At 30.8% G+C, this 15,220-nt stretch carries 15 protein-coding genes; 10 read left to right on the top strand and 5 right to left on the bottom strand.

Annotated elements, in window-relative coordinates:
* Nucleotides 1-83: 83 nt before the first annotated feature.
* The 6 genes from rplM (at nucleotide 84) to GC105_RS04185 (ending at nucleotide 5,935) form a co-directional block, all read left to right on the top strand.
* Nucleotides 84-527 carry a 50S ribosomal protein L13 gene (rplM, locus tag GC105_RS04210; protein ID WP_152802045.1) on the top strand — a complete coding sequence of 148 codons (444 nt, stop codon included), beginning with the start codon at nucleotides 84-86 and terminating at the stop codon, nucleotides 525-527.
* A 20-nt stretch (nucleotides 528-547) separates the two neighbouring features.
* Entirely contained in the window at nucleotides 548-934 is a 387-nt protein-coding gene (gene rpsI, locus GC105_RS04205) for a 30S ribosomal protein S9 (protein ID WP_152802043.1), read from the top strand.
* Between the two features lie 300 nt (nucleotides 935-1,234).
* Nucleotides 1,235-1,939: an N-acetylmuramoyl-L-alanine amidase gene (locus tag GC105_RS04200; RefSeq protein WP_152802041.1), complete on the top strand. Its 705-nt coding sequence runs from the start codon at nucleotides 1,235-1,237 to the stop codon at nucleotides 1,937-1,939.
* A gap of 113 nt (nucleotides 1,940-2,052) precedes the next feature.
* Nucleotides 2,053-2,853 (top strand): glutamate racemase, encoded by an 801-nt coding sequence (gene murI / locus GC105_RS04195; RefSeq protein ID WP_193708279.1) that lies wholly within the window; start codon nucleotides 2,053-2,055, stop codon nucleotides 2,851-2,853.
* A gap of 36 nt (nucleotides 2,854-2,889) precedes the next feature.
* On the top strand, nucleotides 2,890-3,894 hold the full coding sequence (gene trpS, locus GC105_RS04190) for a tryptophan--tRNA ligase (RefSeq protein ID WP_152802037.1): 1,005 nt from the start codon (nucleotides 2,890-2,892) through the stop codon (nucleotides 3,892-3,894).
* A 112-nt stretch (nucleotides 3,895-4,006) separates the two neighbouring features.
* On the top strand, nucleotides 4,007-5,935 hold the full coding sequence (locus tag GC105_RS04185) for an aconitate hydratase (RefSeq protein WP_152802035.1): 1,929 nt from the start codon (nucleotides 4,007-4,009) through the stop codon (nucleotides 5,933-5,935).
* A 92-nt stretch (nucleotides 5,936-6,027) separates the two neighbouring features.
* On the opposite strand, the gene GC105_RS04180 is transcribed toward GC105_RS04185, so the two are convergent.
* Complete coding sequence (locus tag GC105_RS04180) at nucleotides 6,028-7,017, bottom strand: zinc dependent phospholipase C family protein (protein ID WP_152802033.1); 990 nt, start codon at nucleotides 7,015-7,017, stop codon at nucleotides 6,028-6,030.
* A 269-nt stretch (nucleotides 7,018-7,286) separates the two neighbouring features.
* Between GC105_RS04180 and GC105_RS04175 the strand changes: the two genes are divergently transcribed.
* Nucleotides 7,287-7,583: a DUF503 domain-containing protein gene (locus GC105_RS04175; protein WP_152802031.1), complete on the top strand. Its 297-nt coding sequence runs from the start codon at nucleotides 7,287-7,289 to the stop codon at nucleotides 7,581-7,583.
* 103 nt (nucleotides 7,584-7,686) lie between these two features.
* Here GC105_RS04175 and GC105_RS04170 read toward each other — a convergent pair whose 3' ends face one another.
* Entirely contained in the window at nucleotides 7,687-8,064 is a 378-nt protein-coding gene (locus GC105_RS04170) for a class II SORL domain-containing protein (RefSeq protein WP_152802029.1), read from the bottom strand.
* 169 nt (nucleotides 8,065-8,233) lie between these two features.
* Here GC105_RS04170 and GC105_RS04165 point away from each other — a divergent pair, with 169 nt between their 5' ends.
* Nucleotides 8,234-8,737, top strand: a complete 504-nt coding sequence (locus tag GC105_RS04165) for an SEC-C metal-binding domain-containing protein (RefSeq protein WP_152802027.1) — start codon at nucleotides 8,234-8,236, stop codon at nucleotides 8,735-8,737.
* Between the two features lie 100 nt (nucleotides 8,738-8,837).
* Here the strand turns inward: GC105_RS04165 and GC105_RS04160 are convergent, their stop codons facing one another.
* Complete coding sequence (locus tag GC105_RS04160) at nucleotides 8,838-10,157, bottom strand: patatin-like phospholipase family protein (protein ID WP_152802025.1); 1,320 nt, start codon at nucleotides 10,155-10,157, stop codon at nucleotides 8,838-8,840.
* A 167-nt stretch (nucleotides 10,158-10,324) separates the two neighbouring features.
* On the opposite strand from GC105_RS04160, the gene GC105_RS04155 reads away from it, so the two are divergent.
* Complete coding sequence (locus GC105_RS04155; RefSeq protein ID WP_152802024.1) at nucleotides 10,325-10,807, top strand: QueT transporter family protein; 483 nt, start codon at nucleotides 10,325-10,327, stop codon at nucleotides 10,805-10,807.
* Nucleotides 10,808-10,824: 17 nt separating this feature from the next.
* On the opposite strand, the gene murC (GC105_RS04150) is transcribed toward GC105_RS04155, so the two are convergent.
* Together murC (GC105_RS04150) and murC (GC105_RS04145) are read right to left on the bottom strand one after the other, a co-directional pair.
* Nucleotides 10,825-12,240 carry a UDP-N-acetylmuramate--L-alanine ligase gene (murC, locus tag GC105_RS04150; RefSeq protein WP_152802246.1) on the bottom strand — a complete coding sequence of 472 codons (1,416 nt, stop codon included), beginning with the start codon at nucleotides 12,238-12,240 and terminating at the stop codon, nucleotides 10,825-10,827.
* 255 nt (nucleotides 12,241-12,495) lie between these two features.
* A complete protein-coding gene (murC, locus tag GC105_RS04145) occupies nucleotides 12,496-13,947 on the bottom strand; it encodes a UDP-N-acetylmuramate--L-alanine ligase (RefSeq protein WP_152802022.1) in 1,452 nt (483 codons plus the stop codon).
* 339 nt (nucleotides 13,948-14,286) lie between these two features.
* Here murC (GC105_RS04145) and purR point away from each other — a divergent pair, with 339 nt between their 5' ends.
* Nucleotides 14,287-15,111 (top strand): pur operon repressor, encoded by an 825-nt coding sequence (gene purR, locus GC105_RS04140; RefSeq protein WP_152802020.1) that lies wholly within the window; start codon nucleotides 14,287-14,289, stop codon nucleotides 15,109-15,111.
* Nucleotides 15,112-15,220: the final 109 nt, after the last annotated feature.

Raw genomic sequence — 15,220 nt, 5'->3', positions numbered from 1 at the left:
TATCTGATCCAAAGCCCCGGGTCGGTTATAATATAAAATAATAAAAAAACAATGATGTATTAGAATTATAAGGAGGGAAAAACATGAACGCAAGATCTACAGTTATGGCTAAAGGTCACGAAGTTGAAAGAAAATGGTTTGTTGTTGATGCTGATGGAAAAACATTAGGTAGATTAGCCAGCGAAGTTGCTAAAATATTAAGAGGTAAGCATAAAGCAATATATACACCTCACGTAGACACTGGTGATCACGTAATTATCATAAATGCAGAAAAGATTGTATTAACAGGTAAGAAATTAGACCAAAAAACATATAGGAGACATACTGGTTATCCTGGTGGACTAAGAGAAGTAACTTATAGAAAATTAATAGAAGAAAAACCTGAATTTGTGGTACACAAGGCCATTAAAGGTATGATACCTCATAATAGATTAGGTAGACAAATGATTACAAAATTAAAAGTATACAGTGGAAGTGAGCATCCACATAGTGCTCAAATGCCAGAAGTATTAGAGATAAATTACTAAAAGTGAAGGGAGGAAATACATTGGTACAATATATTGGAACAGGTAGAAGAAAAAAGTCAATTGCAAGAGTTAGATTATTACCAGGTAGTGGTTCTATTACAGTTAATAGTATAAGCATTGAAGATTACTTTGGTATGGAAACATTAAAAGTTATAGCAAAGCAACCTTTAACTTTAACTGAATCATTAGATAAATACGATATTTTTATAAATGTTCATGGCGGTGGATTCACAGGACAAGCTGGTGCCATAAGACATGGAATCTCTAGAGCGCTATTAAAAGCAGATGAAAATCTTAGAGGAGAGCTTAAAAAAGCAGGATTCTTAACTAGAGACTCACGTATGAAAGAAAGAAAGAAATACGGATTAAAGAAAGCAAGAAAAGCACCACAATTTTCAAAGAGATAAGCAGTTACTTGCGAATCAAAACGTATATCAATGTCCCAGAATGCTTGCACTCATGAGGCATTCGTTATACATTTTGATATATTAAAATGTAAGAAATGACCGACGAAGACAAGTTCACAAAGAGATAAATATTATTGGAATTATAACTTCTATAAAGAGTATGGACGCCAGGGGGAAACCTTTGGCGTTTTTAGTTTGTTGAGAAAGTAGTCCATCCACTAAAGACTATTATCTTACGCTAACATGTAATACACTATAAGCTTCTCGCATAAATTAGTTAAAAAGGGAGATATAGTGGCTTTGAGTAAAAATAAAATTATAATTATATTCAGTATAGTGCTTGTGTTCATTATTGCAATATTTATAAATTACAACTTATTGAACAACTATAATGTAACTTTACAGTATCCATTGTCAAATAAAATCATTGTGATAGATCCTGGACATGGTGGAATAGATCCTGGTAAGGTAGGTCTTTATGGAGAAGATGAAAAATATATTAATCTTAAAATATCTAGTCGGTTAAAAGAGTTGTTAGAATCTGCTGGAGCAACAGTTATAATGACTAGAGAGGATAATGAAGGTTTATATGTTGAAAGTGTTCAAAACAGATTATGGCATAAAAATGAAGACATGATTAAGAGAAGAAGACTCATTAGGGATAGTGATGGTGATATAATGGTGAGTATACATATGAATAGCTATCCTGATTCAAGAATATTTGGGGCACAAACATTTTATCTTAAAGGTGATGAATCTAGCGAAAAATTAGGTAAATTAGTTCAAGAAGAACTAGTAGAGATTTCTTTTAAATTTAATAAAAGAGAAGCAAAAGCAAATGATACATATTTTATTTTAAAAGGCAACGATATGCCATCTTTAGTTATAGAGTGTGGCTTTCTATCTAATGTAGAAGAAGAGCAAATGTTAAATGAAGAAGAGTATCAAAAAAAGTTAGCTTGGGCAATATTAAAAGGTATAGTTAGGTATTTTTATGAACAGTGATTGATCATGAAAATAAATAGAAGAATTAAGACGACAAGTGATGTATAGCTTGACTTAATAATATATGTTATAATATAAAAAGTTTTAAAGTAAAATGGAAAGAGTTGATCTGTTTGGGTAATAATAACTTGCCTATTGGAGTTTTGGACTCTGGGGTAGGAGGACTGACTGTAGTAAAAGAATTAATCATTTCACTACCTAACGAGAATGTCGTATATTTTGGTGATTCTAAAAGGATGCCATACGGAAATAAAACAGAAGAAGAGATAGTGATATTAGCAAATAATATAATTAGTTTTCTAGAAGATAAAGGCGTAAAAGGGATACTATTAGCATGCAACACTGTATCCTCACAGATTCAGAACCTTCAAAGCAAGGTGCCTATATTTGGTATTATTGAAGCAGGATGTCTAGCTGCTATAGAGACATCTAAAAGTCAAGAAATAGGGCTTATTGCTACTGTAGCTACTGTGAAAAGCAAAATATACGAATCTATTTTAAAAGATTTAGCACCAGGTAAAAAAATATTATCAAATGATAGTAGAAAACTACCGAAAATTATAAATGATCATTTAGAGGATAGAAACTTACTTGATATACATATAAGGGAGTGTATCAATCCTATAATGGACAAGGGATTTCCGAGTGAGTTAATATTAGGTTGTAGCCATTTTCCAATAATACAAGATGAGATTCAAGAACTATATCCGAACCTCAAATTAATAAATCCTGCCAATAAACAAGTGTTGATGATAAAAAAATATCTAGAAGAAAATCAATTACTAAATGATGAAAATAAAAGGAAAGTTGAAATATACTCAACAGAGGGAATAGATGAATTTAGATTGACTTTAGAGAGACTTAAGATTAAAGATTACTCTTTAGATAAGGTTAAGCTCTTTAAAGATGATTGAGAAAATTTCAGTGAGTAAAGCAAAGGAGATGTATAAATGGATCAAGAAAAAAAAGTGTTGTTTAGTGGGATACAGCCTTCAGGGGTGTTTACTATCGGCAACTATTTTGGAGCAATTAAGAACTGGGTATCTTTACAAGATCAGTATAGATGTTTCTTTAGTATCGTAGATTTACATGCAATTACAGTACCACAGTCACCTCAAGAATTGAGGAAAAACAGTAGAAATTCACTAGCGCTATTATTAGCAGCGGGGATAGATCCAAAGATGAGTACACTATACTACCAATCTCATGTCAGTGCTCATTCAGAATTAGCATGGATACTCAATTGCTATACAAATATGGGTGAGTTAAGTAGAATGACTCAATTCAAAGATAAATCACAAAAACAAGGAGAGAATATAAGAGCAGGTTTATATAATTATCCAGTGTTAATGGCTGCCGATATCTTATTGTTTCAAACAAACTTAGTGCCAGTTGGACAAGACCAGAAACAACATTTAGAACTTACACGTGATATTGCTCATAGATTCAACAATCATTTTTCCCCTACATTTGTTATTCCAGAACCTTACATACCAAGTACAGGTGCTAGAGTGATGAGCCTTCAGGAACCAGAAAAAAAGATGTCTAAATCAGATGAAAATAAAAACGCATTTGTTTGTATGACAGATGATACTGATTCAATCATAAAGAAATTTAAAAGAGCTGTTACTGATTCAGGTTCGGAAGTTAGATATGACTCTTTAAATAAAAGTGGAATATCAAATCTAATGGAGATCTATAGCAGTGCGACTGGTGATTCTTACGATGAAATAGAAAGAAGGTTTAATGGACAGGGATATGGAAATTTCAAACAAGCTGTAGGAGAAGTCATTGCAGACACCCTAAAACCTATACAGAAAGAATACGGCAAATTAATAGATGACAAAGGGTATATTGAAGAAATCATAAAAGAAAGTACCGAGATTGCAAGGAAAGTATCTTATAAGACCCTGGCAAAGGTAAAGAAAAAAGTAGGGCTAGTACTACCTATTTAGTGATGGTTATGATAAAATTATGAATTATGCACAGCAGATTTGATCTTCTGATTAATAGTTTTTAAAAACATACACATGTCATGTTAATTTTATTAAGGGAAAGGTGAATAATATGGGTTTGACAATTACAGAAAAAATAATTAAAAATCACTTAGTGGTTGGCGAAATGAATAGAGGTACTGAAATTGGTATTAAGATAGATCATACACTGACTCAAGATTCGACGGGAACTATGGCGTACCTTCAATTTGAAGCTATGGGAATACCTAGAGTAAAGACGAAAAGATCAGTAGCCTATATAGACCACAATATGTTGCAAACAGGACCAGAGAATATGGATGATCACCTGTATATTCAAACTGTTGCAAAGAAACATGGAATATACTTTTCAAAACCAGGCAATGGCATATGTCATCAAGTAAATATAGAGAGATTTGGAGTACCTGGAGAAACTTTGTTAGGTTCAGATAGTCATACGCCAACAGGTGGTGGACTAGGAATGTTAGCTATCGGAGCAGGCGGGCTAGATGTGGCAGTAGCTATGGCCGGCGGAGAATACTACATTACTATGCCAGAAATCATAAAAGTTGAATTAAAGGGCAATATGAGGCTTGGAGTTACATCAAAAGATATTATATTAGAAGTACTAAAAAGATTTACAGTTAAAGGCGGAATAAATAGAGTATTTGAATATGTGGGTGAAGGAGTTAAAAATTTAACTGTTCCTGAAAGAGCTACCATAACGAATATGGGAGCAGAACTAGGTGCCACTACTTCGGTATTTCCTTCAGATGAAGAGACTCTTAAATTCCTTAAAGCTCAAAAAAGAGATGAGGATTATGTAGAGTTATTTGCCGATATAGATGCTATATACGATCAAGAAATTATAATAGATTTAAATAACCTACAACCTATGGCAGCATGCCCTCATAGTCCAGATGATGTAGAAAATATAGAAAACCTTGTAGGTAAAAAAATCAACCAAGTTGCCATAGGCAGTTGTACAAATTCTTCATTACTCGATTTGATGAAAGTAGCAAATATATTAGAGGGAAATACAGTGTCTGAAGAAGTATCCTTAGTAATTTCACCAGGATCTAAACAAGTACTGAATATGCTTGCAGAAAATGGATCTTTAGCAAAGATGATAGACTCTGGAGCAAGAATTTTAGAGTGTGGATGTGGACCATGTATAGGGATGGGACAATCACCTAATACTGAAGGTGTATCACTTAGGACTTTTAATAGAAATTTTAAAGGTAGATCAGGTACTACAGACGCTGATGTATATTTAGTAAGTCCTGAAGTTGCTGCAATTTCAGCTATTACAGGAGTTATTACTAATCCTATAGGACGAGTAGATGACAAAATAAAAAATATGGAAGTTCCATCGCAATTTAAAATCAACGATAACTTAATTGTTGCACCAGCACCAGAAGGTGAGGAAGTCGAGGTAGTAAAAGGTCCAAATATAAAACCATTTCCAAAAACTGAAAAATTAAAAGATAGTATTAATAAAAATGTATTAATTAAAGTAGAAGATAATATTACTACAGATCATATTATGCCTTCTAATGCAAAACTTTTGCCATATAGATCAAACATACCGTATCTTTCAGACTATTGCCTTACACCGTGTGATCCTGAGTTTCCAGCTAGAGCAAAAGAGCAAGGTGGAGGAATAATTGTTACTGGACACAACTATGGTCAAGGTTCAAGTAGAGAACATGCAGCTTTAGCTCCTCTATATTTAGGAATTAAAGCAGTGGTTGCAAAGTCATTTGCTAGAATTCATAAAAACAACTTAATTAATAATGGCATTTTACCATTGATATTTAAAGAAGAGAATGATTACGACACATTAAATGTCGGCGATACATTAGAAATAAATAATCTTTTATCAGGAGTAGAAAGTAAAGAAATGATCATAAAAAACACAGCAAATGGAAAAGAAATTCGTGTGGTACTCGACATAACAGATAGGCAAAAAGAAATGATTTTAGCAGGTGGACTCATAAATCATATGAAAGAAAAAGCTTAGTAAATAGACTTGTAAAATATAAATATAAAAATGATTTAAAGAATAATATGAATAACTAAAACTTCCAGGTTTGTAAACCTAGAAGTTTTTTGTTACATCGTAATTAGTTTATCTGCAAATTGCTTATTAAAGTGTTTAGAAATACCCCCCGAGGAACAAGGTTTACCAGTTAAATAGCTGATGTCATGGAATATGTCATCAATGTCAACATTAGAAAGTTGCTTATATTTTAATTTAAACAAAGCATTAATATTATAAATAGTTGTATTTACAGCATCTTGAAACAAGGTCACATAAGACGAATTGAAGTTTTGTTTTTCGTCACAAGGATGTGTCCAATTATGTTCATCTAAGTTTAGAATTAGATCAACATTAGTTTCTCTTGGGTACATAGCATTAGTTGCGAATCCTTTTTTTAAGACTATTTTTTCTAGTGTAGCTATGAATTTGCCTTTTAAACTATCTGGGTTATTTAGAAAAGACAAGATAACTTTCTGACTATTTATGCTGTTTTTTACTATTCTACTAGAAGTACAGATACGATAAGTTTCCATAAGTACCTTTTGGTATAAATTTTCTAATAAAAATATTCGTTCAAAATCTAATGCAAAGATATGTTGAATATTAAATTCATTAGCCAATAAATTGTACTGATACTTTAGCATAGCAACATCTAATAACACTTCAAATTTTTTGTGTATATAATTGTAAACACGAGTACTTCTATCCTTCTTATCATAAATACCAGAGTGATAGATGATATATGGATGTGTTATAGAGTCCAAAGCATGATGACAAGAGAATCCACATAAATAAGAAAAAAGTTTATTGTATATTTCTTCATCTTCTATTGAATCTATATACTTGTATAAATTATAAAAAAATAGATTAACTTTTGTATGATGTATAGTTTTTCCATAGGAAATAGGACTGTTAAAATGGAATATGTTATAATATAGAAATATATCTGGTCCTTGGGCACCTAAAAAAAATAAGGCAGGGTCAATTTTAGATTTAATATTTATCTCTAATTTATTAATAGCCTCTAGCCCGCAAAAATAATGATTTATTATATCTGACATGTTGAACTTCCACTCCGTTTATAAGATTTCTTGCATCAAGTCTTATTTAGATGATAAAAAGGTATTATAATTTTCAGCATTTCACTTTATTACAGTTATACTACTTAGAAGGAGTATAATTTCAAAGAGATCATGTAATGATATAAACATATATTATAATAAATTATCTATCTATATTTTTATCATTCGTACAAATATTATTTACGATTTGTATTGTTATAATATAGAAAAAAAGAGAATATTAAGACTAAATTTTAGTAGGTGATAAAATGGTAGCAATAATATGCCAACTAGAAATGATAATATATGAAGCAAATAGCCTTAAAGAAAAAAGAAGTGTCATTAAGAGTATAATTGAAAAAACAAGAAAAAAATATTATATTTCAATCATTGAAAGTAATTTTCATGATTACTGGCAGAAATCTGAATTAAGTTTTTCATTTTGTTCAATTCAGGTAAAAGATGCACGGAAAAAGTTAGAGGGAATTATTAAATCTATTGAATCAAATCCATATATAGAAATATATGAAACAAATATAGAAGAAGTTACAGGTAGAGTTCTTTAAAGCAAAGTATATCGTCTGTATATGGTAATTAGCTGGACTTCATAAAAAAATAAGGCAACAAAGTTGCCTTATAATGATAATAATATATGCTAAATAAGTATTTCTATTCACATACTATAGGAATTGAGTTTTCCCACAATCCATGGATATTGCAATAACTTAATGCATAAAGTGTACCTGATCCTTGAATCTTAGTTTTTACTGTACCAAAGTAATCTGAATATATGTCAGACTCACCATGAGCATCAAAAGATACAGTAGCTATTTCAATAGGAAACTTTGCACCTTCAGGTTTAAAAAATGCTTTAATCCATTTAATGTGATGTTCAAATGTGTTCGGGTGAGGGATTTCTTCACCTATACTAATAACAAGTTCAAAAGTTTCGTCTTTTTTTACATTTGCTGGTGCTTGTATTACAGGTACATGTTTTTCATTTTTCCAATCGCCACTTTGTACATTTTCAGATAATAAATGATGCATTTAAATCACTCCTATTCTTATTGACTAATAGTATTTAGATACCCTATTGTGCCGTTCACTAAACTATATTTGTAGTATTTTACTATTATATTTATAAAAAAGTTTTTTATACATTGTAAAAAGTGCAATTATCGTATATAATTCCTTAGTAAAATAAGGAGGAAATTATATGAGTTGTTATTCACAGTGGAAAAAAATAATAGAAAATGAATCAGTTAATGAAGAAAAACAGTACGAATTTTGGAATAATTTTTGTGATCAAGAAAAGGCTATCTACAAGAAAATACTCGAAGAAAAATCAAGTGTAGTTCAAGGAAGTGTAAAAGAACTAGCAGAAAAATACGATATATCCGTTGAGTATTTTATGGGATTTTTAGATGGGATTAATGATAGTATTAGTGAGTCATTACAATTAGAGATAATAGAAGAAGAAACAGAAATAAAGTTAGAGATAAACTTTGAAGAGTTGTACAAAAACATGTTAGCAGTGCCTGCAGATTGGCTATTTAATTTAGAAGAATGGTCAAATATTTTTACAGACGACGAAAGAAAGAGATTGCGAAAAGATTTTAATAGAGCAAAAATAGTAGTGAATGAGAATAAAGTTGGACGAAATGATCAATGTCCTTGTGGAAGCGGTAAAAAATATAAAAAATGTTGTGCATTAGCATAGTGAAACTTTACACTTTAGACCTTAGACTCTAGATTCTAGCAAATTCATAGTTGTAAAAGGCTATTAAGATAACTAAAATATCTATTCTAAGGTCTAAAGTCTAATCGTCATTATCTGTTAAATATAGTAAAGTAATTATAGACAAAATGGTTTCTGGTGAAAATCTGTTTACTAATTTACTTAGTAGATTTATTGAATTAGCTTTTAAGCTTATAAAATACATATAATATGCCATGAATTTAATATTTGTTAATGGGTTTAATGTGAACTCATTAGGAGCCTTGAATATATCTATAATATTGTCATTGCTTTTAATAAGCTTAATATTATCATGTAGGAGTCTATTGACTGTTTCAAATATTTTTTTAATTAATTCACTAGGTGTATATATGGCTAATCTATTAATTTCTAAATTTCTAGCAGTTATTTCTAATAAACTCAATGATATATCATTATTCTTGTACTGTGTATAATTTACGAATCTAGATATCTCTTTAATAAGTTCTGATTTACTCAAGATTGTATCACAACCTAATAATGATGGTAACTTAATACCGTTTTCACCTTTTAAAAAACTACCTAATTTATGTTTAAATTTAGAATAAGCTGGACCTTCTGTGTCTAAATTCAAATAATAATTTGTGCCTTTTACACGGTTAAATTTTTTCAAAGTGTCTAAATATCCCATTTTAATATTTTTAGACATTACATTTGGATCAAAATCGAAAAACAAACCTAAATGCTCAGAGTTGTCGATATGAGTGATATTTAAATTTTTATATTTCGGTTTAGCCTTTATACCTGGTGCAGGTAAATCAACTGTTATTAAGTTATTATACCCTTGAGACGCTAATAGATTAATAGGTAGGTTGTCATAGAATCCACCATCTATAAAAGTTGTTCCATCAATTTCGTGTTTTTTAAAAGCGGGGAATGCTGCGCTTGCAAGTAAGTAATCTATTAAATATCCTTGTGGTATTTGATCAATCATAAGTTCAAGTGGTTTGAAATCTGTTAGGGATACAGTAACTAAACCTAAACGAATTGAAGACTTTCTTACCGTTTCTTCATTTACATATTTTGCAAGATTAGTTCGTAAAGGTGTTATATCTATGCCACCCTCGAACAAATAAGTTTTAAAAGCATTGGTAAAGGTCTTAAAATCACTTTTAGACCATTCACTTATGTATTTATCGGTAACAAGTTTATTGATGTCAAAAACTTGATCCATACTTAAATTAGTCCAAAAATCTATAGCATGTTCTAATTCATTTCCTGCAATAATTGCTCCATTTAATGCCCCTACTGAAGTCCCAGCGACTGCTGTTACGTTAATATCTAATTCTTGTAAAGCTTTCCATACTCCAATTTCAAAGGACCCTTTAGTTCCACCGCCACTTAGTACTAATCCATACTCCATATTAAAGCAACTCCTAACACTTCATATATCCAGATAATAACATTATATCACTTTTATGTGTAAAATACTTTCATTTATTCGTTTGACTTTGCTTATACTCAATTGTATAATATATCGACGACAGTTCGAGACCATCCTGTCGATAAAAAAAACTAGGGAGGAAAAATATGAATAACAAAGTATTGTTTCTAGCTAAGGCTGGAATCATAGCGGCGCTTTATACTGTGATAACTTTACTTATTATCCCATTAAGTTACGGAGGCATGCAAGTTAGAATTTCAGAAGCTCTTACTATACTTCCGTTTTTTACTAGTGCAGCTGTTCCGGGTTTGTTTGTAGGATGCTTATTAGCAAATTTATTTGGTAGCCCATTAGGACTTATAGACATAGTTCTAGGAAGTTTAAGTACGTTGCTTGCAGCATTTATAACTTCTAAGATTAAGAATAAGCTGTTAGTACCACTGCCATCTATACTAGTAAATGCATTAGTTATACCTTATGTACTGTGGATAGCATTAGGAATACCATATTTTGTATCCGTATTCTACGTAGGACTAGGACAAGCAATCGCTGTATATGGATTAGGTTATCCACTATTACTATTTATAGAGAAAAACAAAAAATTGAGAGAAACAATAAAAGATAGTTAAAAGAAAGAATACGACGATTAATCGTCGTATTTTTCTTTTAAGGCATTTACTAAATCAAAAGCTACTTGATTAATAGTTTGAGAACCTGCTACTAAAACGAAATCATCTTTAACGGTTTTATCAACTAGATAGGCGACAATATCTTTAAATTCACTGATGTGCAATGTGGGGATGCCTAGGCGATCTTCTACAGCTTTAGCAAAATCTTGTGCATGAATGTTATAAGAATTGCTTTCTCTATCAGAATAAATATCATTTATAATTACGTAGTCTGCGCCATTAAAAGAATCGACAAATTCATCAAAAAAATAGTATGCTCTAGAAAAAGTATGTGCCTGAAAAACTACCCAAAGTTTATTGTACTTATAATTTGTACAGGCTTGTACAGTGACTTTTAACTCAGTTGGATGGTGAGCATAATCCTCAAATACTCTAATGTTGTTAAATTGGCCTCTAAATTCAAATCTTCTATGAGCTCCTGCAAAAGAGTTTAATGTTTTTTCTATTACTGTTTTTGAGATACCAATATGATTAGCACAGATAATAGAAGCTAAGGCGTTTAGAATATTATGTTCGCCAGGAATATTAAGCATAAAATGACCGTAGAGCGTTGTATCCTTGTAAACATCAAAGCTGGGTTTACCTAAAGTGTCGTATTTTATGTTCATAGCGTTCCATTTGTTAGAGTTAGATAGACCAAATGTCGCAATGTTACATTCCAAATTATTTAAAATGTCGAGTACATGCTTAGAATCTCCATTAGCAATTAAGATACCATCTTTAGGAATAATCTTAGAAAAGCTATGGAAAGATTCTTTAATGTGTTTTAAATTTTTAAAATAATCTAGATGATCTTCTTCAATATTGAGAATAACACCTATATTGTGTATGGATTTTAAAAAACTATCGACATATTCACATGCTTCAGTAATAAAATATGATCCTTTACCTAATCTGCAATTTCCATCGATTAAGTCAATACTCCCACCAATACTTATAGTAGGGTCAAGGTCACCATTAAGTAAAATCGAAGAAATCATAGAAGATGTTGTAGTTTTGCCATGAGTACCAGCGACTGCTATAGTATTTGAATAGTCCCTAGTTAAAGCTCCAAGGAAGTCAGATCGTTCCATAACAGGGATATTCAACTTTTTTGCTTTGCATATTTCAGGATTATTTTTATTAATCGCTGCAGAATATACAACTAAATCACAATTGCTCGTGATATTTTTCTCATTATGCCCGATATAGACTTTAGCACCATTACTTATTAGCTTATCAGTGTAAGAAGAACTTTTCATATCAGAACCTGTTATACTAATGTTTTTTTTCAATAGTATCGTCGCTAATCCGCTCATGCTTGTGCCGCCGATACCGATAAAATGCACAATATTTATCTTTTTGTTTAACATTTTTTCTAAGAAAAGTTTCATTTTCGACCTCATTTCATCCTCATTTTATATTCAGAAAAATCCTTTTGTTTTAGCTATAAGAGGATGTATAAAATAGCTAAAAGTAACAACTAACGACTAAAAGTCTTTATTCGATAAGGTGACGACATATTATCTAATATTAATAGTGTTATAATATATTATTAAAAACTTACTAAAATATTACTTATTCTGGTTATGGGGGATAATAAAAAAAGCTTCTAGGCTATGCCTAAAAGCTGTAAAAATTATTAGTTATTATTTATTTAACGCAATAAATTTGTCCCAACTGTCATTATCGTTGAACTTTTCTTTTAACGCATCAACAAAGTCAAATGCAACTTTATTAATATTCCCAGCGCCAGCTACTAAGACGAAATCTCCTTTTACTGTGTTATCTATTAAATATTTTACTATATCTTTAAAATCACTAATATATATTGATGGAATGCCCAAGCGATCGTGAACTGCTTTCACTAAGTCTTCTACGTGGACATTATAGGAATTTATTTCTCTAGCAGAATAAACATCGTTTATGATGACAAAATCCACACCTTTAAATGAATTAACGAATTCATCAAAAAACGAGGAGGTTCTAGAGTAAGTATGTGGCTGGAATACAATCCATAGTTTATTGTATTTATAATTTGTACAAGCTTGTATAGTAACCTTTAACTCAGTTGGGTGATGAGCAAAGTCTTCAAATACTATAATGTCGTTAACCTCTCCTCTAAATTCAAATCGCCTGTGAGCGCCAACAAATGAAGTTAAAGTTTCGTCTATAATATGATTAGATACTCCTAGGTGATTAGCACAGATAATAGAAGCCAATGTATTGAGGATATTGTGCTCACCTGGAATATTTAATTTTAAATGCCCAAAGAAGCTTCCAGAATTGTATACATCAAATTCTGGTTTTCCTAAATTATCATAGATAATATTTAAAGCTTGCCATTGATTTTCATTTTTGAAGCCGAAGGTTGCAACTGTACATTTTAAATCCTTAATTATATCACGTACAACTTTTGAATCACCGTAAGCGATTAATAAACCGTCAGATGGTAAGATTTTAGCAAAGTTATGAAATGATTCTTTCATCTGATCTAAATTTTTAAAGTAGTCGGTATGATCTAATTCTATATTAAGGATCACTCCGATTTTATGATGAGATTTTAGAAAGCTATCCACATACTCGCAAGCTTCTGTTACAAAATACTCGCTATTTCCGATTCTATAATTTCCGCCTATAAGATCAAGGCTTCCTCCGATGGTTACAGTAGGATCTAAATTTCCATTATACAATAGAGAAGTTATAATAGAAGATGTAGTGGTCTTTCCATGAACTCCAGAGACTGCAATTGTTTGTTCAAAATCTTTTGTTAGGGCTCCAAGAAAATCAGATCGCTCCATTAATGGAATATTTAACTCTTTAGCCTTCAGCATTTCAGGATTATTTTTATTTATTGCAGCGGTGTAAATTACTAAGTCACAGTTTTGTGTAATATTCATTTCATTATGACCAATGTAGACTTTTGCACCTTTTTCAACTAATTTCTGTGTATAGGAGGAAGTTTCCATATCGGAGCCCGCAATAGCCACGCCTTTATTCATTAGTATAAGAGCTATACCACTCATACTAACTCCTCCAATGCCGATAAAATGCACAAGATTAATTTTTTTATTTAACATTTTTTCTAAGTATAGTTTCATTTCAAACCTCCAGAATTTAACAAGGGTAAAAGTATTAGTTGTGATTTTATAATCAACGGAGGAACAGAACATCCATTATGTTAGAATGAACAATTCTAGTCAAATTAATTAATTTAACTAATGTAACAACTGCTCGTACTAAAGTACTTTATACAAAAAATCACAAGTCAGACTTATAAAAGTCTTAATCAATTATACCTTATTATTAAGTAGATATTAGAATATTATACCACATTGATTTTTTATTTAGCTATATTATAAAAAAAACATTGTAATTTGAATGAAATATGAATAAAATTAAACTATATGACTAGAATATTCGTGTTTTGAGGTGTACTAATGGAAAAATACAAAAGAAATGAACGTATAGGGGCAATTATAAAGGTTTTAGGAGATAATCCCAGCAAGGTTATCACTTATAACTACTTCAGTGAGCTTTTTTCAGCTGCTAAGTCAAGTATAAGTGAAGATATATTAGTAGTAAAGAAGACTATTGAAACTTTGAAAATGGGTAGAATAGAAACAATTGCAGGTGCTGCAGGTGGGGTAAGATACATTCCAATTATGGATGATATGGAAAGAAAAGATTTTATTAATTCATTATGTAATAAATTAAGAGATAAAAATAGAATAATCTCTGGTGGCTATATTTATTATACTGATATTATATACTCCCCAGAATTAGTAGACAAAATAGGTAAAATAATTGCAGGGAAGTATATATTTAAGGAAATAGATTATGTTGTCACTATGGAAACAAAAGGTATTCCCATAGCACTTATGACAGCTAGATATTTAAACAGGCCTTTAATTATTGTTCGTAGAGATAGCAAGGTTACTGATGGAGCAATAGTTAGTATAAACTATATGTCTGGTACAAGTAGTAAGATTAGCACGATGTCCCTCTCTAAAAGATCAATTTCCAATGGTTCTAAAGTAATTATTGTAGATGACTTTATGAAAGGTGGAGGTACTGCCTTAGGTATTATCGATCTCTTAAAGGAATTTGATACTAAGGTAGAAGGTATTACAGTATTAATTGCTTCTAAAACTCCTGAAGATAAGTTGGTTAAGGATTATGATCCACTAATGGTACTACAGCATTTAGATGCACAAAAGGAAATAGTAGATATAGTTCCTTATGAGCACAAAGATTATGTATAATTTTTTTTTATTTTTTTAAAAATATTTCCATAAAAAGAAGGTTATTTGAAAAATATCACGAATATAATATATATTACATAATTTTTTTCGATCCTAAAGGGGGAGCATA

Origin of the sequence: Alkalibaculum sporogenes (assembly GCF_009362815.1) — a bacterium.
Taxonomy (GTDB): Bacteria; Bacillota; Clostridia; order Eubacteriales; family Alkalibacteraceae; genus Alkalibaculum_A; species Alkalibaculum_A sporogenes.
This window is presented reverse-complemented; position numbering and strand designations above follow the sequence as displayed.

Excerpts from the sequence above, each read along its gene's own strand:
- GC105_RS04170 (WP_152802029.1), bottom strand. The coding sequence starts at position 8,064 with ATGCATCATTTATTATCTGAAAATGTACAAAGTGGCGATTGGAAAAAT.
- GC105_RS04185 (WP_152802035.1), top strand. The coding sequence starts at position 4,007 with ATGGGTTTGACAATTACAGAAAAAATAATTAAAAATCACTTAGTGGTT.
- murC (WP_152802246.1), bottom strand. The coding sequence starts at position 12,240 with ATGAAACTTTTCTTAGAAAAAATGTTAAACAAAAAGATAAATATTGTG.
- rplM (WP_152802045.1), top strand. The coding sequence starts at position 84 with ATGAACGCAAGATCTACAGTTATGGCTAAAGGTCACGAAGTTGAAAGA.
- GC105_RS04175 (WP_152802031.1), top strand. The coding sequence starts at position 7,287 with ATGGTAGCAATAATATGCCAACTAGAAATGATAATATATGAAGCAAAT.
- GC105_RS04180 (WP_152802033.1), bottom strand. The coding sequence starts at position 7,017 with ATGTCAGATATAATAAATCATTATTTTTGCGGGCTAGAGGCTATTAAT.
- GC105_RS04155 (WP_152802024.1), top strand. The coding sequence starts at position 10,325 with ATGAATAACAAAGTATTGTTTCTAGCTAAGGCTGGAATCATAGCGGCG.
- trpS (WP_152802037.1), top strand. The coding sequence starts at position 2,890 with ATGGATCAAGAAAAAAAAGTGTTGTTTAGTGGGATACAGCCTTCAGGG.
- GC105_RS04160 (WP_152802025.1), bottom strand. The coding sequence starts at position 10,157 with ATGGAGTATGGATTAGTACTAAGTGGCGGTGGAACTAAAGGGTCCTTT.
- GC105_RS04165 (WP_152802027.1), top strand. The coding sequence starts at position 8,234 with ATGAGTTGTTATTCACAGTGGAAAAAAATAATAGAAAATGAATCAGTT.
- purR (WP_152802020.1), top strand. The coding sequence starts at position 14,287 with ATGGAAAAATACAAAAGAAATGAACGTATAGGGGCAATTATAAAGGTT.
- murC (WP_152802022.1), bottom strand. The coding sequence starts at position 13,947 with ATGAAACTATACTTAGAAAAAATGTTAAATAAAAAAATTAATCTTGTG.